The organism is Caulobacter henricii (assembly GCF_001414055.1).
GTDB lineage: Bacteria > Pseudomonadota > Alphaproteobacteria > Caulobacterales > Caulobacteraceae > Caulobacter > Caulobacter henricii.
Genome location: NZ_CP013002.1, coordinates 3,698,590 through 3,719,241 on the forward strand (window position 1 = coordinate 3,698,590; position 20,652 = coordinate 3,719,241).

Genomic DNA, 20,652 nt, shown 5'->3' on the forward strand with positions numbered 1-20,652 from the left:
GGTCGGCGAACACTGGAACCCGGAGACAGGGCCTGCTACCACAGCCCATGTTCCAAGCCGCCAAGATCATCACCGCCGCCCTTGTGCTGGCGACCTCACTCGGTGCCGTGGCCCAGGCCGCGCCGGTTCCGGCCAGGCCCGCCTGCCAGCCGATCAACGAAGAGAGCTTCGTCAGGATCGGCGGCATTGAGCAATGGGTGACCATCAAGGGGTCTTGCCGCGACAATCCGGTGGTCCTCGTCCTGCACGGCGGACCCGGCAATCCCATCAGCCCCTTTGCCGATGCTCTGTACGGCCCTTGGGAGAAGGACGTCACCCTGGTCCAGTGGGACCAGCGCGGGGCGGGCAAGACCTTTGGCCGCAATCCGGACAATGCACCCCTGACCATCGAGGGCATGGCCCAGGACGGCATAGAGGTCGCGACCTATCTCACCGCCCATCTCGGCCAGAAGAAGGTCGTGCTGGTGGTCGGATCCTGGAGCTCAGTCCTTGGCGTGCACATGGCCAAGGCGCGGCCCGAGCTGTTCCAGGCCTATATCGGCACGGGCCAGCTGGTTCGAAATCCCGACAACCAGATCGCCAGCTACCAGAAGGTTATGGCCCTGGCCCGCGCAGCAGGCGACACCGCGACCGTGACCACGCTCGAGGCCCTGGGACCGCCGCCCTGGATCAATCCCCGCGCCTTTGGAACCCTGCGCCGGGCGACCCGGGTCTATGAGGCCAAGACCGCAAAGCCGGCGCCGAAAGCCTGGTGGGCCCCGGCCGCGCCCTATGCCACCGATGCCGCCCAGGCCGACTACGAGGCGGGCGAGGAGTTTTCCTTCATCCAGTTCGTGGGGATGAAGGGCGACGGCATGCTGTCCCATGTGGACCTGCCGGCCCTGGGCCCGGCCTTCGCAATCCCGATGCACTTCGTCCAGGGCTCTGAAGACCTCGTCACCACCCCCGAGGTGGCCAGGGCCTATTACGACTCGATCACCGCGCCCCGGAAAACCTGGCGCCTGGTGACCGATGCCGGTCATGATCCCAATGAGAGCCTGCTGGCGGCCCAGCACGACATCCTGATGACGCAGGTCCTGCCGCAGACGCGGTAGGGCCCGGAGCGTTTTCCCGACCCTGATGAAGCCGTAAGGTCTGAAAGGGCTTAGGCCTTCAGCAGCTCCTCGATCGCGGCCCGGGCCGCAGGGCCCAGCTCCGGATGGGCCAGGGCCAGGGCGACATTGGCCCGCAGCAGGCCGATCTTGTCGCCGCAGTCATAGGTGATGCCCTCATATTCCAGGGCGTGGAAATCCTGGGTCGCCATCAGCTTCAGCATCGAGTCGGTGAGCTGGATCTCGTTGCCGGCCCCCTTTTCCTGGCTGGCCAGCAGGTCGAAGATTTCGGGCTGCAGGATGTAGCGGCCGCTGATGAACAGGTTGGAGGGCTCGGTGCCTTTCGGCGGCTTCTCGACCATGCCGGTCATGCGGTTCAGGCGGCCGTCCTGGCCGTCCAGGGCCACAATGCCGTACTGGTGGGCCTGACCCGCCGGGCAGGGCTCGACCACGACGATATTGCCGCCGACCTGGTCATAGGCCTCGATGGCCTGGGCCAGGGCCGAGGTCTGGGCGTGCATGACCATGTCGGGCAGCAGCACCGCAAACGGCTCGTCGCCGACGATGTCGCGGGCACACCAGACGGCGTGGCCCAGGCCCAGGGGGGCCATCTGGCGCACGAAGCTCATCTCGCCGGGCTTGGGCAGCTCGTCCAGCAGCTCCTTGAGCAGATCGGTCTTGCCCTTGGCCGCCAGGGCCGCCTCGAGCTCGACCTGATGATCGAAATAGTCCTCGATCGCGCCCTTGTTGCGTCCGGTCACGAAGATGAAGTGCTCGATCCCCGCCGCCCGGGCCTCGGCCACGATGTAGGACAGGATCGGCCGGTCCACGACATTGAGCAGTTCCTTCGGGGTCGTCTTGGTGCCCGGCAGAACGCGGGTGCCGAAGCCGGCGACGGGAAGAACAGCCTTGCGGACGGGTTTCATGAGCGCCTCATGGTTTTCGCTTGCAGAGGGTTCTAGGGGGCGAAAACCCGAAACGCCACCGTCGTTCGATGAAATCCTCTCTGTCATCGGGCTGGCGGCACGCGGAAGATTGATCTTCGCGCGGGGCCTGCTAGCTGGTTCGCCAGAACCGTTTCGGAGGCTCCCCCATGCATCGTCGTGCCCTTCTTACCCTCCTGACCGCCGGGGCGGCCGTCTCCCTGGCCGGCTGCGGCAACAAGAAGGCCGCCGAGAACCTGGTGGCCGCCGACGCCTTCATGGCCAAGAACGCCAAGGAGCCCGGCGTCGTCACCCTGCCTGAAGGCCTGCAGTACAAGATCATCCGCTCGGGCCCGAACGGCGGCATGCACCCGACGCGTGCCGACGAGGTGAAGGTCAATTACGAGGGCAAGCTGATCGACGGCACGATCTTCGACAGCAGCTATGAGCGCGGCGTGCCCGCCTCGTTCCCGCTGGACGGCCTGGTGCCGGCCTGGGTCATCGCCCTGCAGCGCATGAAGGCCGGCGACGAGTGGATGCTCTATGTGCCGCCGGCCCTGGGCTATGGTGCCCAGGACAAGGGCCCGATCCCCGGCAACAGCGTGATGATCTTCCGCATCGAACTGATCGACGTGCTCCGCGCACCGACCGGGACGGCGAAGGGGTAGGTTTAGATCCTCCCCTCTTGGGGGAGGTGGCCCAGAGGGCCGGAGGGGGCAAGCTCGGCCTAAGCCGCATTAGCCCCCTCAGTCGCCTCGCGACAGCTCCCCCAGAGGGGGAGCAGCTGGCGCCCTTACACCGGCCGCGGCGGGTAGCCCTTCTCGCGGAGGGCGTCGATGATCTCCTGGGTGTGCTGGGCGTCGCGGGTTTCGATGGTGATGTCGAACTCCGCGCCCTTGGCCGGCACGTCCAGGGCCAGGCGGTTGTGATTGACCTCGATGATATTGGCGCCCATGACGCCGATCACATTGGCCACGGTCGACAGCAGGCCCGGACGGTCATCGCCGACGATCCGCAGGCTGACCAGCCGCTGGGCCCGGACCAGTTCGCGGGTCAGGACCGAGGCCAGCAGGCGGGTGTCGATATTGCCGCCGCACAGGATCAGGCCGCACTTCTTGCCCCGGAAGCGCTCCGGATAGGCCAGCAGGGCCGCCAGGGAAGCCGCCCCGGCGCCCTCGGCAATGGTCTTTTCGACATTGCAGTAGAGCGAGACCGCCTGTTCCAGATGCGGCTCTTCCAGCAGCAGCACGTCATCGATCAGCGGCCGGGCCACGCCATAGGTCAGCTCGCCCACGGTCTTGACCGCCACGCCCTCGGCAATGGTCTGACCGCCGCAATGGGCGGTCATGCCGCGCATCTTGGCGGTGAAGGACGGGTACATGGCCGGTTCGCAGCCGATGATGCGGATATCGGGCTTCAGGGCCTTGGCCGCCGTGGCCACGCCGCTGATCAGCCCGCCGCCGCCGATCGGCACCGGCAGGATCTCGAGGTCGGGGGCGTCTTCCAGCATCTCCAGGGCGATGGTGCCCTGTCCGGCCATGATGTCATAGTCGTCGAACGGGTGGACGAAGGTCAGGCCCTGCTCTTCGCGCAGGCGCAGGGCATGGGCATTGGCGTCGTCATAGGTCTCGCCCTCGATGATCACCGTGGCCCCGAAGTCGCGGGTGTGCTGCACCTTCACGAAGGGGGTGGTCTTGGGCATGACGATGGTGACAGGCACGCCCAGCCGGGCGCCGTGATAGGCCAGCCCCTGGGCATGGTTGCCGGCGCTGGCGGCGATCACGCCCGTCGCCTTTTCGGCGTCCGAGAGCAGCATCAGCTTGTTGAGCGCCCCGCGCTCCTTGTAGGCGGCCGTGAATTGAAGGTTCTCGAACTTCACCCAGACCTCGGCCCCGGTGATCTTGGACAAGGTCTTGGAATAGCGGCACGGCGTGCGCTCGATATGGCCCTTGAGGCGGCCGGCGGCGGCCTGGATGGCGGCGAGGTCGAGAGTCATGAGCTACCTGTCTGGACGCCGAACACCGGCGTCCGGGGGCGTCTAGCACATTCGATCCCGGCTCCGCACGCCCTGCGGTGCCTCAGGGAACCCGATCGAGCAGATCAGCGATCGCAGCCCAGGCTTCGGGCTCGGTGAGCATTGGCGCATGACCGACTCCGGGGACCTCGACCACCGCCATGGCGGGGGCGGCGGCGCACATTCGTTCCACGATCGCCGGATCGACAAGGTCGGAAATGCCGCCACGCACCAGCAACACCGGACGGTCCTGGGTCAGGGCCCGGAACAGGGGATACATGTCGGGGGCCAGGGCCGAGGCCCCGTTCTGGCTGGCGGCGGCCGCCGCCTTGATCGGGGCCGAGATGTCCGGATCGCAGGCCAGGACGAAGCCGCCGTCCTTCTCGTCGAAGACCCGGCGGGCGAAACGGTCCCAGTCGGCGTCGCCATAGGCCGGGAAGGCGGCCTGGTTGATGCGGCGGGCATAGGCCACGGCCTCGTCCCAGGTCTCAAACCGGCTGGCCCCGCCGGCATAGGCGGCAATGCGGGTCAGGCCGACCGGCGAAAGCTCGGGGCCGACATCGTTCAGCACCACCGCCGCAATGGCTTCCGGCTTGAACGACGCCAGGACCATGGTGATCAGGCCGCCCATGCTGGTGCCGACAAACACCGCCTTCTCGATCCCGGTGGCGGCCAGCAGGGCGACGATGTCGCCGGCATAGGTGCCGGGATGATAGTTCAGCGGCTGGGGGTCCCAGGCTGACAGGCCCCGGCCGCGCACATCCACCGCCAGGACTCGCCGGCCCCGGGCCGCGATCAGCGGGGCCAGATCCTCGAAATCCCGGCCATTGCGGGTCAGGCCGTGGATGCAGATCACCGGCAGTCCGGAGGTTTCGCCGCCAATAACGCCCATTGGGGCATAGTCGCGGGCATGCAGCGGCAGGCCTTCGCCGGAGGTCCAGAAGAGGTCGGTGAAGGTCATCTTTTTCTCCATGGTCCAGCCACTTGCCCCCACCTGACCGCTTCGCGGTCGTCCGCCCCCGGAGGGGGCGGATGATTTCATCTTCCCCCTCCGGGGGAGGAGCGCCGCAGGCGCGGAGGGGGCGAGTAGTCAGCCCCCGTAGACGAACGGCGAGTCGATCTCGGCCAGCAGCGGCGCCGCCTCGTCCCGCGCATTGGCGCCGATCTCCGCCGTCGGAATCGTCCAGTCGATGCCGATGGCCGGATCGCTCCAGCGCACCCCGCCTTCGGCGGCCGGGGTGTAGTAGTCGGTGCACTTGTAGAGCACCTCGCAGTCCTCGGTCAGGGTGCAGTAGCCGTGGGCGAAGCCCTGGGGCACCAGCAGCTGCTGGCGGTTCTCCGCCGACAGCTCGGCCCCGACCCACTGGCCATAGGTCGGCGAGCCCTTGCGGATGTCGACGGCCACATCGAAGATCGACCCGACCACGCAGCGCAGCAGCTTGTCCTGGGCATGGGGCGGCTTCTGATAGTGCAGGCCACGCTGGATGCCGCGCTTGGTCGAGCGCACATGATTGTCCTGCACGAAGATCCGTTCGAAGCCGGCCTCCTTCAGCGCTGACTCGCGGAAGGTCTCCGAAAACCAGCCGCGCTCGTCGCCATGGCGGGCGGGCGTGATAAGCAGGACCTCGGGAATCGCCAGGGGGGTGATTTTCATGACCAGAACGCTCCAGGGACAAGTTCGCCACCGATGCCGTCTGTGACCGCCGATGACAAGAGCGCGCCAAGCATCAGCGTGATCATCGTCTCCTATGAGAGCGGTCCGACCCTGGAACGCTGCCTGGCGGGCCTCGCGGCCCAGACCTTCACCGACTTCGAAATCCTGCTGGTCGACAATGCCTCGACCGACGGCGCGCCCCAGGCGGCCGTGGCGGCCGACCCCTCGATCCGCTTCCTCGAGCCTGGGGCCAATCTCGGCTTCGCGGCGGGCAATAATCTGGCGGTGAAACAGGCGAGAGGCCGCTGGCTGGCCCTGCTCAATCCCGACGCCTATCCCGAGCCCGGCTGGCTGGCGGGCCTGATGGACGGCGCGGCACGGCATCCGGCCGTTCAAAGCTTTGCCTCGCTGCAGACCTCGGCCGATGATCCCGGTGTGCTGGACGGGGCCGGCGACAACATGACCTCGGCCGGCATTCCGTTCCGGGGCGGCTATGGCCGCCGGCTGCCGGCTAATCTGCCCGAGGGCGAGGTGTTCTCGTCCTGCGGCGCGGCCATGCTGATCGACAAGGCGCTGTTTGCAGACCTCGGCGGCTTTGATGAGCGGTTCTTCTGCTACTGCGAGGATGTGGATCTGGGCTATCGGCTGCGCCTGACCGGCCACAGGACCCTGCTGCTCCCCGGTGCGCGGGTGGCCCATGTCGGCTCGGCCAGCACCGGCGTGCGTTCGGACTTCGCCATCTTCCACGGCTCGCGCAACCGGGTCTGGACCTTCCTCAAGAACACCCCGCCCCTGCTGCTCTGGCTGACCACCCCGCTGCATGTGGCGGTAACGGCGGCCCTGCTGCTGCTGCACCTGCGCCGGGGCGACGCCGGGCCGGCGGTGCGCGGGATCAAGGCGGCCCTGGCACAACCGGCCCTGGACGCGGTGCTGGCCGACCGCAAGGCGGTTCAGGCGCGACGCAAGACGGGTTCGGGCGCGATCCTGCGGGTGATGTCGATCGACCCGGCGGCGTTCATCGGGCGGCGGTTCGTGATCCGGAAGCCGAAGCTCTAAGGTTTTCCGTTATCCCGCGACCTATTCGCGGGATGACGAAGATCTAGAGGGAAAGCTCTTCCACCAAACGCGCCATGAAGGCCGCCCCGCGCTGCATCTGGGAGATCTCCACGAACTCGTCGGGCTGGTGGGCCTGGTCGATCGAGCCCGGACCGCAGATCACCGTCGAGAAGCCCGCCCCCTGGAACTGCCCGGCCTCGGCGGCATAGGGCACCACCCGGGCCGGGCCGTTGTCGCCGGCCATGCGACGGGCAAAGGCCTCGGCGACGCCGTCGACCTCCGGCGCGAACGAAGGGGTCAGGGAGCGGCGCTCGACCCTGACCCCGGCCTCCGGGGCGCGGGCCTTCAGCTCGGCGTCCATGGCCTCGGCCCTGGTGAAGAAGTCCGCGAGGATCGCCAGCGGATCCATGCCGGGCGGGGTGCGCAGGTCGAAGATGAACACGCATTCGCGGGCCAGGATATTGACCGCCGTGCCGCCATTGACCTGGCCGATGGTCAGGGTCGCGCCCCTGGGCGTGAACGGCGAGGCGGGGTCGGCCTCGCGCTCCAGGCGTTCCGACAGCTCGACAAGGCCCGCCATCAGCCTGATCGCCGCCATGTTGGCCGAGACGCCCAGATGGGTCAGGCTGGAATGGGCTTCGCGGCCCGAGACCGTGACCCGGAAACTGGCAATGCCCTTGTGGCCCTGGACCGCGACCATGTCGGTTGGCTCGCCGACCACCACCAGGGCCGGCCTGGGCAGGTCGCGGGCGATCACCGCGATCATGTCGGGCGCGCCCAGGCAGCCGACCTCCTCGTCATAGGAAAAGGCCAGGTGCACGGGCCTGGAGAGCGTCGCGGCCACCAGGTCCGGGGCGGCGGCCAGGGTCAGGGCCAGGAAGCCCTTCATGTCGCAGGTTCCCCGGCCATAGAGCCGGCCGTCACGCTCGGTCAGAACGAACGGGTCGGTCGACCAGGGCTGACCGTCGACCGGCACCACGTCTGTGTGGCCCGACAACACGACCCCGCCCTCGACCGCCGGGCCGATGGTGGCCAGCAGGTTCGACTTGGTCCCGTCGGCATTGGGCACCCGCCGCGAGGCCACCCCCAGGCCGGACAGGTAGGCCTCGACCCATTCGATCAGCGCGAGATTGGACAGGCGCGAGGTGGTGTCGAACGACACCAGCCTGGCCAGAAGGTCGATGGCGCGGTCGGACAGCGCTTCGGAAGAGGATGCCATGGGGCGAGCCTAGCCCCGTATCACCGCCGCTGCCTAGGCAGGGCTGTTGGAGGCAGACGAAAAACGGTTGTCATCCCGCCCCGACCTTGCGCCGGGGGCGCAGCGCGCAGATCCGGGATCGACGCCTGTGCGCCGCGTTTCCGGCGGTCCCGGATCTGCGCCCGGCTATCGCCGGACTTGTCCGGGATGACCGCTTTTCCCGCTGCGACGCCCTATGAGCAGACTTGGCTAGCGAGAAGGGCGGGGCAAGACCGTGCTGAAGCCATGGCGATCTCCGCTCTCTACGAGCGAATTCATCCTCGCGCGCCGGGGCTGGCGGCTTTTCTTCGGCGCGACAAGCCTCTAGAGGGAGCGGATCATGATCCTGACCCTTTCCTGTCCCGACCAGCGCGGCATCGTCGCCAAGGTGTCCGCCTTCCTGTTCGAGCGAGCCTGCAACATACTCGACGCCCAGCAGTTCGACGATCAGGAGACCGGCCAGTTCTTCATGCGCGTGGTGTTCGACGCCGACGGGGCCGATCATGACGCCCTGCGCGCCGATTTCAGGGTGGTGGCTCAGGCCCTGTCGATGAAATGGACCCTGCGCGACCGCAAGGATCGCTACCGGGTGATGATCCTGGCCAGCAAGTTCGACCACTGCCTGGCCGACCTGGTCTATCGCTGGAAGATCGGCGAGCTGCCGATGGAGATCGCCGGCGTCGTGGCCAACCACCCGGCCGAGACCTACGCCAATGTCGACCTGACCGGCCTGCCCTTCCATCACCTGCCGGTGACGAAAGAGACCAAGTTCGAGCAGGAAGCAGCCCTGTGGCAGCTGATCCAGGACACCCGGACCGACATCGTCGTGCTCGCCCGCTACATGCAGGTGCTGTCGGAGGGTCTGTCGGCCAAGCTTGCCGGGCGCTGCATCAATATCCACCACTCGTTCCTGCCGGGCTTCAAGGGCGCCAAGCCCTATCACCAGGCCCATGCGCGCGGCGTGAAGGTGATCGGGGCCTCGGCCCACTATGTCACCGGTGACCTCGACGAGGGGCCGATCATCGAGCAGGACGTCGAGCGCATCAGCCATCGCGACACGCCCGAGGACCTGATCCGCAAGGGTCGCGACATCGAGCGCCGCGTCCTGGCCCGCGCCCTGCGCTACCAGCTGGAGGACCGCGTCCTGCTGAACGGCCGCAAGACGGTGGTGTTCACCGACTAGCCTGGCCGGAGAAGCGGGTTGCGTCCCGCCGCGCTTCTAAGCTACGGGGCGGGCTTGGTATTCTGAAGGATCTTGCATGTCGCAAAACCTCCGCATCATGGTCACCGGCGGCTGCGGCTTCATCGGATCGGCGGTCTGTCGCTACCTGGCGGATCTCGGCGATGCGGCGATCCTCAATTTCGACGCCATGACCTATGCCGCCTCGGAGGCCAGCCTGGCCGACCTGCGCGGCCACAACAGCTATTCGTTCGTGAAGGGCGACGTGGCCGATACCTCGGCCGTCACCGAGGCCATCGCCGCGTTCCGGCCGACCCACATCATGCACCTGGCCGCCGAGTCGCATGTCGACCGCTCGATCACCGGTCCGGGGGCCTTCATCCAGACCAATGTCATCGGCACCTATGTGATGCTGCAGGCGGCCCTGGACTACTGGCGCAGCCTGGACAGCGCCGCTGCCGAGGCCTTCCGCTTCCATCACATCTCCACTGACGAGGTGTTCGGCAGCCTGGGGGCCGAAGGGCTGTTCTCCGAGACCACGCCCTATGATCCGCGCTCGCCCTATTCGGCCTCCAAGGCCTCGTCCGACCATCTCGTCCGCGCCTGGCACCACACCTATGGCCTGCCGGTGGTGGTCTCCAACTGCTCCAACAATTACGGGCCCTATCACTTCCCCGAGAAGCTGATCCCGCTGGTCACCCTCAATGCCCTCGAGGGCAAGCCGCTGCCGGTCTATGGCAAGGGCGACAATGTCCGCGACTGGCTCTATGTCGATGACCATGCCCGGGCCCTGGTCCTGATCGCCACTCAGGGCAAGGTCGGCGAGAGCTACAATGTCGGCGGCCGCAATGAGCGGACCAATCTGGAGGTGGTGGAAGCCATCTGCGACCTGCTCGACGAGCTGAGGCCCCAGGCCGGCCTGAAGCGCCGCGACCTGATCCAGTTCGTCCTCGACCGTCCGGGACACGACGCCCGCTATGCCATCGACGCCAGCAAGCTGGAGGCCGAGCTGGGCTGGAAGGCGCAGGAGAACTTCGAGACCGGCCTGCGCAAGACCGTCGAATGGTACCTCGCCCGCGAGGACTGGTGGCGGCCGCTGCGCGAACGCTATGACGGCCAGCGCCTGGGGCTGAAGTCCGCCTGATGTCTTCTCCGCGCATCGCGCTCTTCGGTGCCAACGGCCAGTTGGGACACGATCTCTCGGCCCTGGCCGCAGCGCGCGGCCTCGACCTGGTCGCCCTGCAGCGCCCGGCCTTCGACGCGACTGATCTCGCAGGCCTCGATGCGGCCCTGGCCGATCTGGACTTCGATGTCGCCATCAACAGTGTCGCCGTCACCCGCGTCGACGACTGCGAGGCCAATCCGGCTCCTGCCGTAGCCATCAATGCCCGGTTCGCCGAGGCGCTCGCCAGGACCTGCGCCCGCAAAAAGGCCCGGCTCGTCCAGGTCTCGACCGACTATGTGTTCGGCGGCCAGGCCCAGCGGACGCCGCTGGACGAGGAGGCCGCGCCGGCCCCGATCAATGTCTATGGCGAGACCAAGCTGCAGGGCGAAGTCCTGGCCTGTCAGGCGCATGACGACGTCATCGTGGCCCGCGTCGCCTCCCTGTTCGGCGTGGCCGGGGCCAGCGGCAAGGGCGGCAATTTCGTCGAGACCATGATCCGGTTTGGCCGCGAGCGCGGGGCGCTGAAGGTCGTCGCCGACCAGGTGATGTCGCCGACCAGCTCCTGGGACGCCGCCGAGGCGATCCTCGACCTGATCAGGGTCGATGCCCCGGGCGGCCTCTATCACGTGGTCAATTCCGGCGCGGCCAGCTGGCACGACTTTGCCAGCGCCATCATCGACCGCGCCGGCGTCGCTGCAAGCGTCTCGCCGATCCCCACGAGCGAGTTTCCGACCCCCGCCCGCCGGCCGCCCTACAGCGTGCTGGCCAATGGCAAGGTCGAAAAGGCTCTGGGCCGGACGATGCCGGCGTGGCAAGACGCTCTGGACAGATATTTGACAGCCAAGGGTCACCGGCAGACGTGACCCGTGCGCGGGGCAGTAGAGGCAGGAATTCATGAAGGGCATCATCCTCGCGGGAGGATCGGGCACACGTCTGCATCCGGTGACACTGGGCGTCAGCAAGCAGCTGCTGCCGGTCTTCGACAAGCCGATGATCTATTATCCGATCTCGATCCTGATGATGGCGGGCATCCGCGACATCATGATCATCAGCACGCCTCGCGACCTGCCCCTGTTCCAGGGCCTGCTGGGCGACGGCTCCAGCTGGGGCGTCAATTTCGTCTATGCCGAACAGGCTGAACCGACCGGCCTGGCCGACGCCTATCGCATCGGGGCCGAATTTGTCGGCAACGGACCCTCGACCCTGATCCTCGGCGACAACCTGTTCTATGGGGCCGGCATGGGCCGCATGCTGGAAAGCGCGGCGACCCGCGCCCAGAACGGGGCCTCGGTCTTCGCCTATCTGGTCAAGGATCCCGAGCGCTACGGCGTGGTCGAGTTCGACGAGAACAATCACGCCATCAGCATCGAGGAAAAGCCGGCCCAGCCGCGCTCGAACTGGGCCGTGACCGGCCTCTACATGTATGACAGCCAGGTCGTCGATTTCGCCCGCGACCTGAAGCCTTCGGCGCGCGGCGAGCTGGAGATCACCGACATCAACCGCATCTATCTGGAAAGCGGGTCCCTGTCGGTCGAGCGCATGGGCCGGGGCTTTGCCTGGCTCGATACCGGCACCCATGACAGCCTGCTGGAGGCTTCGGAGTTCGTGCGGGCCATCGAGCACCGCCAGGGCCTGAAGATCGGCTGCTGCGAAGAGGTCGCCTACCAGAACCGCTGGATCAATACCGACCAGCTTCTGGGCCTGGCCCATGACCTGCAGAAGTCGCCCTACGGGGCCTATCTGCGGTCGATCGCCGAAAACTAGGCGGTAGCGCTTTCGGCCCGGTCAACCGGTGCCGAGAGCCTTGCCGACCAATGGTCCAGGCCGCCGAACCGGCCTAAACCGCCAGAAAAATCAGCGAAGTCACGCTGTCCGATGAGATGTTTCACAAGGCTTCAAGGCCTGTTAAGAAGGCGCCCGCTTCACCGGAGTGGAAAGTTGGACGGCTTCGGCCGTCGCCAACCTGTTTGCGAGAGTGTTCGGATTTGTCTGCCGTCAACAGGAATGGCTTCTGAATGAGCCTCTTCGGAAGTTTCAAGGCCGCCGCGCTGGACCTGTACCGCGGCGTGCTCCTGACGCCTCTGTGGTGGCGGGTCAGTATCGAACAGACCGTGACGCGCTATCGCCGCAGCCTGCTGGGTCCTGTCTGGATGGCCAGCACCACCCTGGCGACCGCCTTCTCCCTGGCCATCGTCTTCGGCTCGATCTTCGGCGGCGACGCCAAGGACAACCTGTCCTTCATCATGATCGGCGTGGTCGGCTGGTCGATCACCGGCGGCATCCTGCCCGAGATCGCCAATACCTTCGTCAATGCCGCTGGCTTGATGCAGGTGCGCAACCTGCCGCTGAGCTTTCATGCCTTCCAGCAGATGAGCAAGACCTTCATCAACTTCCTGCACCAGATCATCGGTCTGTGGCTGGTGCTGATCCTGATGAAGCTTGCGGTGATCCCGCACTGGACCCTGCTGGTGAACCTGCCCATCGCCCTGCTGACGGGCCTGTTCATCAGCATTCCGCTGGGCATGATCTCAGTGCGTTTCCGCGACATCAACTATATGGTCGGTTTCGTCGCACAGAGCCTGTTCATGCTCACACCCGTGTTTTGGAAACGCACACAGGTTCCCGAATCAATGCGCTGGATCGTCGATCTCAACCCGTTCAGCCACCTGCTTGAGATTGTCCGGCAGCCGTTGATGGGGGCCGCTGCGCCGATCCATGATGTCCAGGCGTCACTGGCCTTCCTCGGCGTCGCCGCGCTGCTTACGCTGATCAGCCTCACCCTTGTCCGCACCCGCGTCGTGTTCTGGCTGTAGGCGACATGAACAGTTCCATCGAACTCACCGACGTCACGCTCGACTACAACCTCTACAGCGTGCGCGCCCAGTCGCTGCGCAACACCGTGCTGAACATGGCGGTCGGCGGCCGTCTGATCCAGGAGGGCAAGGACGTCACCTATGTCCGGGCCCTGTCGAATGTCAGCCTGAAGCTCCAGGAAGGCGACCGCCTGGCGGTGATCGGCCACAACGGTTCAGGCAAGACCTCGCTGCTGAAGATCCTGGCCGGCATCTATTCGCCGACCTCGGGCAAGGTGGATGTGCGCGGGCGGATCAGCTCGATGATCTCGATCTCGGTCGGCCTCGACATCGAAGCCTCGGGTCTGGAGAACATCCGCAACCTGGCCATGATGCAGATGATGTCGGACCGCGAGATCAAGAAGCGCCTGCCCTCGATCGTCGAGTTTTCCGGCCTCGGTGCCTTCGTGCACATGCCGCTGAAAACCTATTCAGCCGGCATGGCCGCGCGCCTGACCTTCTCGGTGGCCACCCAGATGGACGCCGAGATCCTGATCATGGACGAGTGGATCAGCGCCGGCGACGCCGACTTCCAGAAGCGCGCCGCCGACCGTCTCAACAGCATGGTCGATTCCGCCAAGATCGTTGTGCTGGCCACCCACGACTATCAACTGGCCGCCAAGGTCTGCAACAAGGTCATGACCATGGAATCCGGCGTGCCGACCTTCCTGGGCACCACGGAAGAATGGCTCGAGAGAAGCAGCGCCGCGTGAGCGAGCGGCTTCCTGCGCCCCGGAAGGCCGTCGAGCCGACCGGAACGCCCGGTCAGTTCAGGACCCATGCCCCCGACGCGGAACTGCTGCTGCGCCTGACCCGGGCCGAACAGCCACCCTTTGACGACATCGCGTCTGTCCGGGTGACGGTGACGCTTCGAGCCCTTGAAGGCCAGGTCGAGGCCCCGAGTGTCCTGATCGACTGGGGCGATGGTCTTGACCAGGCCCAGCCCGTGATGCTCAAGCGCCTGGCGGAAGACACCTATGTGGTGGTGGCCCATACCAATGCCGGGGCCCTCAGCCAGGTCGTGCTGCTGCCCTCCAGTGCGCCGGGCCTGTTCGAACTCAGCGCCTTTCGGCTCGAACCCGCCGCCGAGCCCGCCGCCGGGGCACCGCGGCTGTCGGCTCCCCGCCGTCTGCTGCGGGCCGGACTCCGCCGGATGGCCCCTGGCACCGCCCGGGCGGTCCGGATCGCCCTGCGCACCCTGAGGCATCCCGAGAGCACGCTCCGCCTGGTCCGCCAGACCCTGACACCGCGCCGTCAGGACCCCTGGCGCGACGCCTATCAGCACGCCTTCAATGTGGCGCGGCACGCCTTCAGCCCCCATTTCGCCGCTCCGGCCCTGGGTCCGCCGCCAAGGGCCGATGAGGCCCCCCGCGTGCTGGCCTTCTACCTGCCGCAGTACCATCCGTTCCCGGAGAACGACCAGTGGTGGGGCAAGGGCTTCACCGAGTGGACCAATGTCAGCAAGGCGACGCCGCAGTTTGTCGGCCATTACCAGCCCCGCCTGCCCGGCGAACTGGGCTTCTATGACCTGAGGGTGCCCGAGGTCCTGCAGGCCCAGGCGGCCCTGGCCCGCAGCGCCGGCGTCGACGCCTTCTGCTTCCATTACTACTGGTTCGGCGGCAAGCGGCTGCTGGAACGGCCGCTCGACGCCTTTGTCGCCGATCCCGCCATCGACCTGCCCTTCGCCCTCTGCTGGGCCAACGAGAACTGGACCCGCCGCTGGGATGGCGACGAACAGGACGTCCTGATGGCCCAGGACCATTCGCCGGAAGACGACCTGGCCCTGCTCGACGATCTGGCCCGCTACATGGCCTCGCCGCGCTATGTCCGGGTGGGCGGCCGGCCGCTGCTGATCCTCTATCGCCCCGACACCCTGCCCGATGCGGCCGCCACGCTCGAGCGCTGGCGGGACCGCGCCCGCGAGCGGGGTCTGGGCGAGCTGTTCATCCTCTGCACCAACGCCTTCGGCTATTCGGCCTGGCGGGAAGCGGGCTTCGACGGCCAGGTCGAGTTTCCGCCCCATGCCCTGAAAAAGGGCGAGATCACCGAAAGCGTCGAGCGTCTCAATCCCGACTTCAACGGCCGGGTCTATGACTATGACGCCGTGGTCCAGGACCGGATCGCCGCCCTTGAAAGCCGGACGGACCCCCGGATCTATCCCGGCGTGATGCCCTCCTGGGACAATGAGGCCCGCAAGCCGGGCTGCGGCAACATCTTTCACCAGGCCACGCCGCAACGCTTTCATGACTGGGCCGGCGCCGCCCTCGACTGTTCGGTGCGTCTGGCTCCGGCGGACGAGCGGCTGGTCTTCGTCAATGCCTGGAACGAATGGGGCGAGGGGGCCTATCTGGAGCCGGACCGCTGGCTGGGCCATGCCTCGGCCCAGGCCCTGCGCAATGCTGTCGCCAGCCGCGCCCCGACCCCGGCCCGCAACCACCCGGCCGTCGCCGCCTCGCAAGGCAGCGAGAAGCGCCATGACGCGGTGATGCTGTTTCACATCTTCTATGCCGATCTGGTCGACGACCTGGCCCAGCGCCTGGCACCGCTACGGGCCGAGATGGACGTCATCATCACCTTCCCCGACCAGTGGTCGGAGGCGGCCGTCGAGGCCCTGGCGGCGGCGGTACCGGGGGCCGTCCTGGTGCCCATGGCCAATCGCGGCCGGGATGTGCTGCCGTTCCTGACCGCCCTGCGGATCGCCCGTGAGCGCGGCCATACGGTCTTCTGCAAGGCCCATACGAAGAAGTCCCCGCACCGGTCGGACGGTGCCGCCTGGCGCGACCGGCTGCTGGACGGCCTGATGTCGGCCGAGCGCGCCCGCAAGGCCCTCGACCTGTTTGCCGGGGATGCTCGGCTGGGCCTGCTGGCCCCGGACAGCGCCCGCATGCTGTTCAGCGATCCGGGCGTCATGGTCCACAATGGCGAGGGCGTCGACCGCCTGTCGCGGCAGCTGAACTTCCGTTATGGCCCCGACACGGCCTTTCCGGCCGGGACGATGTTCTGGGGCCGCATTGCAGCCTTCGAGGCCCTGGCGGGTCACGACCTGACCTTTGAGCCCGAGCTTGGCCGGGTTGACGGGACCCTGGCCCACGCCTTTGAGCGCAGTGTCGGCTGCCTGGCCGAAGCGGCCGGATTCCGGGTGTCCTGGGATCTTTAGGCCAGGGCCTGCCGGCACAGGGCCAGGGCGGGCGGAACCTGTTTCGGCTTGAGGCGACAGGGCGCGCGGCAGGCGCGCGCCCCTGGGATCAGATCAGCCGGCGGCCGCGACCACGGCCTCGGCGGTGATGCCGAATTCCTTGTAGAGGCGCTCGAACGGGGCGCTGGCACCGAAGCCGGTCATGCCGACAAAGCCGCCGTCCTCGCCGATGAAGCGTTCCCAGCCCTGGCGGATGCCCGCCTCGACCGCGATGCGCTTCGGAGCCGTCCCGATAACGGCCTGGCGATAGGCGGCCGGCTGCTGGTCGAACAGTTCCCAGCAGGGCACCGAGACCACGCGGGTCGGCTTGCCCTGGCCCTGCAGGATGTCGCGCGCGGCCACGGCCACGGCCACTTCGGTGCCGGTGGCAAAGATCGTCACCGCCGCCGCGCCGCCCTCGGCGGCCAGCAGTTCATAGGCCCCCTTGGCCGACAGGTTTTCGGATCCCGAACCGCGCACGCCGGCCGTCTTCTGGCGCGACAGGGTCATGACCGAAGGGGTCGAGGTCTGCTGCAGGGCCAGCTTCCAGCACTCGGCGGCTTCCACCGCGTCGGCCGGACGGAAGACCAGCAGGTTGGGAATGGCGCGCAGGGAGGCCACGTGCTCGACCGGCTGGTGGGTCGGGCCATCCTCGCCCAGGCCGATGGAGTCGTGGGTCATGACGTGGATGACCTTGGCCCCCATCAGGGCCCCGAGCCGGATCGCCGCGCGGCTGTAGTCGGCAAAGGCCAGGAAGGTGCCCGAATAGGGAATGACGCCACCGTGCAGGGCCATGCCGTTCATGGCCGCAGCCATGCCGAACTCGCGGACGCCATAGTGGACATAGCGGCCGGCATAGTCCGGCGCGTCGAGGGGCTGCATGCCCTTGACGAAGGTGTTGTTCGAGCCGGTCAGGTCGGCCGAGCCGCCGATCATCTCCGGAATCGCCGGGATCAGGTGATCCAGGGCGGCACCGGAATGGACGCGGGTGGCATTGGCCGGCTTGGTCTCCGCCATCTTGGCGATGTGGGCGTCGACGGCTTCAAAGGCGCCCGTCGGCAGGGCCCCGGAGACCGCCCGGTTGAACTCGGCGGAGTGGGCCGAGCCCTTCAGGCCCGCTTCCCAGGCCTTGCGGACGCGGGCACCGCGGCGGCCGACGCTCTTCCAGGCCTTGGCGATGTCATCCGGCACCGTGAACGGCTGGGCGTCCCAGCCCATGGCGACGCGCGAGGCGGCGATCTCGTTGTCGAACAGGGTGTAGCCGTGGCTGTGGGGGTCGCCTTCTTTCGGACCCGCGCCCTTCGAGATCAGCGTCTTGCACGCGATCATGGTCGGGCGGTCCTGCTTGGTGGCCCAGCGCAGGGCAGCGGCGATCTTGCCATGGTCGTGGCCGTCGACGACCTTGACCGCCCAGCCGGCGGCCTTGAAGCGCGCGACCTGGTCGCCGGTCTCGGCGATGGTGGCAACGCCGTCGATCGTGGTGTTGTTGTCGTCGAACAGCACGGTCAGCTTGGCCAGCTTCAGGCGGCCGGCGATGCTGATGGCTTCATGGCTGACACCTTCCATCAGGCAGCCGTCACCGGCGATCACCCAGGTGCGGTGATCGACGAGCTCGGACCCGAAGCGCGAGGCCAGGTGGGCTTCGGCCATGGCCATGCCCACGGCTGTGGCCAGGCCCTGGCCCAGCGGACCGGTGGTGCATTCCACGCCAGGCGTGTGGTGAACCTCGGGGTGGCCGGGGGTTAGCGAGCCCCACTGCCGGAAATTCTCGATTTCCTTCATCGTCACGGCCTTGAAGCCGGTCAGGTGAAGCAGGGAATAGAGCAGCATAGAGCCGTGGCCCGCCGACAGCACGAAGCGGTCGCGGTCGGCCCAGTCCGGCTTGCTGGCGTCAAACTTGAGGAACTTGCTCCACAGCACGGTCGCCACATCGGCCATGCCCATCGGCATGCCCTGGTGTCCGGACTTGGCCTTGTGGACCGCATCCATGGAAAGGACGCGGATCGCGTCGGCCATTTTGATGGGCGAAACGGGCATGGGCGTTCGTCTTTGTTCGTTGTGTTTTGCAGGGCTGCGCGGGCGCGAGGTCGCACGATGACCCTTTCGGGTCAAGGTTTGCAGGTGCTGGTCATCATGCTCCGGACACGTTATAGCTTGAACCCGACTTATGCTCAGTTTCAGCATAACCTCGAAAGGTCGATCGCTTGACGAGCCTCCCGTTCTTCTCGCCCTACCGACATGGCTTTGTCCGCGTGGCCACGGCCGTTCCCAAGGTCAGGCTGGTCGATCCGGCCGCCAATGCCGCCAGCACGCTGGACCAGGTGCGCGAGGCCGATGCGGCCGGCGTGGCGGTGATGGTGTTCCCGGAACTGGGCCTGACCGGCTATTCGATCGACGACCTGCTGCAGCAGACCGCCCTGCTAGACGCGGTCGAGACGGCCATCGAGACCCTGGCCAGGGCCAGCGCCGACCTGGCACCGCTGTTCATCGTCGGCGCGCCGCTCAGGCTCGAAGGTCGGCTCTACAACACCGCCATCGCCATCCAGGGCGGCCGGGTGCGGGGCGTGATCCCCAAGAGCTTCCTGCCCAACTATCGCGAATTCTACGAGCGCCGCTGGTTCACCCCCGGCGCCGGCGTGGTCGGCCGGACCGTGACCCTGGCCGGGCAAAATGTGCCGTTCGGGACCGACATTCTCCTTCGGGCCAGCGGCCCGACACCCTTCACTGTGGGTATCGAGATCTGCGAAGACGTCTGGACGCCGACTCCGCCCAGCACCGCCCAGGCCTTGGCGGGCGCCGAGATCCTGCTGAACCTGTCGGCCAGCAACATCACCATCGGCAAGTCCGAGACCCGCCGCCTGCTCTGCGCCAGCCAGTCAGCCCGCGCCATTGCCGCCTATGTCTATTCGGCGGCCGGGGCGGGCGAGAGCTCGACCGACGTGGCCTGGGACGGCCATGCCGACATCCACGAGATGGGCAATCTGCTGGCGGAAACCCCGCGCTTCTCGACCACCGCCGTCATGGCCCTGGCCGATATCGATGTCGACCGGATCCGCCAGGAGCGGATGCGGGTGGTCAGTTTCGGCGATGCCGCCGCCCTGACCCCGAGCGCGTTCCGGATCGTGCCCTTTGACTTCACCCCGCCGGCCGGCGACCTGGCCCTGGCCCGCACCGTCGAGCGCTTCCCGTTCACGCCGTCCGACCCGGCCAGGCTGCGCGACAACTGCTACGAGGCCTACAATATCCAGGTCCAGGGCCTGGCCCGCCGGGTCGAGGCCTCGGGCCTGAAAAAGCTGGTGATCGGCATATCGGGTGGCCTCGACTCGACCCATGCCCTGATCGTCGCCGCCAAGGCCATGGACCAGCTGTGCCTGCCCCGCGCCAATATCCTGGCCTATACCCTGCCGGGCTTCGCCACCTCGGACCGCACCAAGGCCAATGCCTGGGCCCTGATGAAGGCCATGGGCGTGACGGCCGGCGAGATCGACATCCGTCCGGCCGCCGAGCAGATGCTGAAGGACCTCGACCATCCCTATAGCCGGGGTGAGGCGGTCTATGACGTGACCTTCGAGAACGTCCAGGCCGGCCTACGCACCGACTATCTGTTCCGCCTGGCCAATCATAACGGGGCCCTGGTCGTCGGCACCGGCGACCTGTCGGAACTGGCCCTGGGCTGGTGCACCTATGGCGTCGGCGACCAGATGAGCCACTACAATCCCAATTCCGGGGTGGCCAAGACCCTGATCCAGCACCTGATCCGCTTCGTAGCGGCTTCGGGCGATGTCGATGCGGCCACGGCCGACCTGCTGGAGGACATCCTCGCCACCGAGATCTCGCCGGAACTGGTGCCGGGCGAACAGGTCCAGGCCACCGAGAGCTTTGTCGGTCCCTATGCCCTGCAGGACTTCAACCTCTATTACCTGACCCGCTATGGCATGACACCGTCCAAGATCGCCTTCCTGGCCTGGACCGCCTGGCATGACGCCGGCCAGGGCGGCTGGCCGGTCGGCCTTCCCGAGGACCAGAGGCGCGCCTATGATCTGGCCGAGATCCGGCGCTGGCTCGAGCTCTTCCTGCGCCGCTTCTTCGCCAACCAGTTCAAGCGCTCGGCCATGCCCAACGGGCCCAAGATCTCGTCGGGCGGAGCCCTGTCGCCGCGTGGCGACTGGCGGATGCCCTCGGATGCGACAGCCGAGGTCTGGCTGGCCGAACTGCAGGCCGGCGTACCGGCCTGAACCTTTCACCCATCCCGCCCCTTGCGTCGGATGATCGTTAAGATACCCGTGCTAGTTGGCGATGAGGCCC

17 protein-coding genes are annotated in these 20,652 nt (G+C 67.1%); 11 read left to right on the forward strand and 6 right to left on the reverse strand.

Annotation, left to right across the window (positions count from 1 at the left end; translation table 11 throughout):
- Positions 1-47 precede the first annotated feature (47 nt).
- A complete protein-coding gene (locus tag AQ619_RS17285) occupies positions 48-1,094 on the forward strand; it encodes an alpha/beta fold hydrolase (RefSeq protein WP_084746133.1) in 1,047 nt (348 codons plus the stop codon).
- 50 nt (positions 1,095-1,144) lie between these two features.
- Here the strand turns inward: AQ619_RS17285 and AQ619_RS17290 are convergent, their stop codons facing one another.
- On the reverse strand, positions 1,145-2,017 hold the full coding sequence (locus tag AQ619_RS17290) for a UTP--glucose-1-phosphate uridylyltransferase (protein WP_062150607.1): 873 nt from the start codon (positions 2,015-2,017) through the stop codon (positions 1,145-1,147).
- A 167-nt stretch (positions 2,018-2,184) separates the two neighbouring features.
- On the opposite strand from AQ619_RS17290, the gene AQ619_RS17295 reads away from it, so the two are divergent.
- On the forward strand, positions 2,185-2,682 hold the full coding sequence (locus AQ619_RS17295) for an FKBP-type peptidyl-prolyl cis-trans isomerase (RefSeq protein ID WP_062150611.1): 498 nt from the start codon (positions 2,185-2,187) through the stop codon (positions 2,680-2,682).
- Between the two features lie 125 nt (positions 2,683-2,807).
- On the opposite strand, the gene AQ619_RS17300 is transcribed toward AQ619_RS17295, so the two are convergent.
- The 3 genes from AQ619_RS17300 to rfbC form a co-directional block, all read right to left on the reverse strand.
- Positions 2,808-4,010, reverse strand: a complete 1,203-nt coding sequence (locus AQ619_RS17300; protein ID WP_062150614.1) for a threonine ammonia-lyase — start codon at positions 4,008-4,010, stop codon at positions 2,808-2,810.
- Positions 4,011-4,092: 82 nt separating this feature from the next.
- Positions 4,093-4,989, reverse strand: coding sequence for an alpha/beta fold hydrolase (locus AQ619_RS17305; protein WP_062151821.1), 897 nt, complete (start codon positions 4,987-4,989; stop codon positions 4,093-4,095).
- 129 nt (positions 4,990-5,118) lie between these two features.
- Complete coding sequence (rfbC, locus tag AQ619_RS17310) at positions 5,119-5,682, reverse strand: dTDP-4-dehydrorhamnose 3,5-epimerase (RefSeq protein WP_062150616.1); 564 nt, start codon at positions 5,680-5,682, stop codon at positions 5,119-5,121.
- A gap of 33 nt (positions 5,683-5,715) precedes the next feature.
- On the opposite strand from rfbC, the gene AQ619_RS17315 reads away from it, so the two are divergent.
- On the forward strand, positions 5,716-6,738 hold the full coding sequence (locus tag AQ619_RS17315; RefSeq protein WP_062150620.1) for a glycosyltransferase family 2 protein: 1,023 nt from the start codon (positions 5,716-5,718) through the stop codon (positions 6,736-6,738).
- A gap of 43 nt (positions 6,739-6,781) precedes the next feature.
- Here the strand turns inward: AQ619_RS17315 and argE are convergent, their stop codons facing one another.
- Positions 6,782-7,957 (reverse strand): acetylornithine deacetylase, encoded by a 1,176-nt coding sequence (gene argE / locus AQ619_RS17320; RefSeq protein ID WP_062150623.1) that lies wholly within the window; start codon positions 7,955-7,957, stop codon positions 6,782-6,784.
- Positions 7,958-8,315: 358 nt separating this feature from the next.
- Here argE and purU point away from each other — a divergent pair, with 358 nt between their 5' ends.
- The 7 genes from purU (at position 8,316) to AQ619_RS17355 (ending at position 16,329) form a co-directional block, all read left to right on the forward strand.
- Positions 8,316-9,158, forward strand: coding sequence for a formyltetrahydrofolate deformylase (gene purU / locus AQ619_RS17325; protein WP_062150625.1), 843 nt, complete (start codon positions 8,316-8,318; stop codon positions 9,156-9,158).
- A 76-nt stretch (positions 9,159-9,234) separates the two neighbouring features.
- Positions 9,235-10,299 (forward strand): dTDP-glucose 4,6-dehydratase, encoded by a 1,065-nt coding sequence (gene rfbB / locus AQ619_RS17330; RefSeq protein WP_062150628.1) that lies wholly within the window; start codon positions 9,235-9,237, stop codon positions 10,297-10,299.
- Positions 10,299-11,183 carry a dTDP-4-dehydrorhamnose reductase gene (gene rfbD, locus AQ619_RS17335; RefSeq protein WP_062150631.1) on the forward strand — a complete coding sequence of 295 codons (885 nt, stop codon included), beginning with the start codon at positions 10,299-10,301 and terminating at the stop codon, positions 11,181-11,183. Before rfbB ends, rfbD begins: the two co-directional genes overlap by 1 nt.
- Positions 11,184-11,214: 31 nt before the next feature.
- Complete coding sequence (gene rfbA / locus AQ619_RS17340; protein ID WP_062150634.1) at positions 11,215-12,084, forward strand: glucose-1-phosphate thymidylyltransferase RfbA; 870 nt, start codon at positions 11,215-11,217, stop codon at positions 12,082-12,084.
- A 251-nt stretch (positions 12,085-12,335) separates the two neighbouring features.
- A complete protein-coding gene (locus AQ619_RS17345) occupies positions 12,336-13,133 on the forward strand; it encodes an ABC transporter permease (protein ID WP_062150639.1) in 798 nt (265 codons plus the stop codon).
- A 5-nt stretch (positions 13,134-13,138) separates the two neighbouring features.
- A complete protein-coding gene (locus tag AQ619_RS17350) occupies positions 13,139-13,885 on the forward strand; it encodes an ABC transporter ATP-binding protein (protein WP_062150642.1) in 747 nt (248 codons plus the stop codon).
- Entirely contained in the window at positions 13,882-16,329 is a 2,448-nt protein-coding gene (locus AQ619_RS17355) for a glycoside hydrolase family 99-like domain-containing protein (RefSeq protein ID WP_062150644.1), read from the forward strand. Before AQ619_RS17350 ends, AQ619_RS17355 begins: the two co-directional genes overlap by 4 nt.
- 93 nt (positions 16,330-16,422) lie before the next feature.
- Here the strand turns inward: AQ619_RS17355 and tkt are convergent, their stop codons facing one another.
- Complete coding sequence (gene tkt / locus AQ619_RS17360; protein ID WP_062150645.1) at positions 16,423-18,384, reverse strand: transketolase; 1,962 nt, start codon at positions 18,382-18,384, stop codon at positions 16,423-16,425.
- A gap of 167 nt (positions 18,385-18,551) precedes the next feature.
- On the opposite strand from tkt, the gene AQ619_RS17365 reads away from it, so the two are divergent.
- Positions 18,552-20,582 carry an NAD(+) synthase gene (locus AQ619_RS17365; RefSeq protein WP_062150648.1) on the forward strand — a complete coding sequence of 677 codons (2,031 nt, stop codon included), beginning with the start codon at positions 18,552-18,554 and terminating at the stop codon, positions 20,580-20,582.
- Positions 20,583-20,652 lie beyond the last annotated feature (70 nt).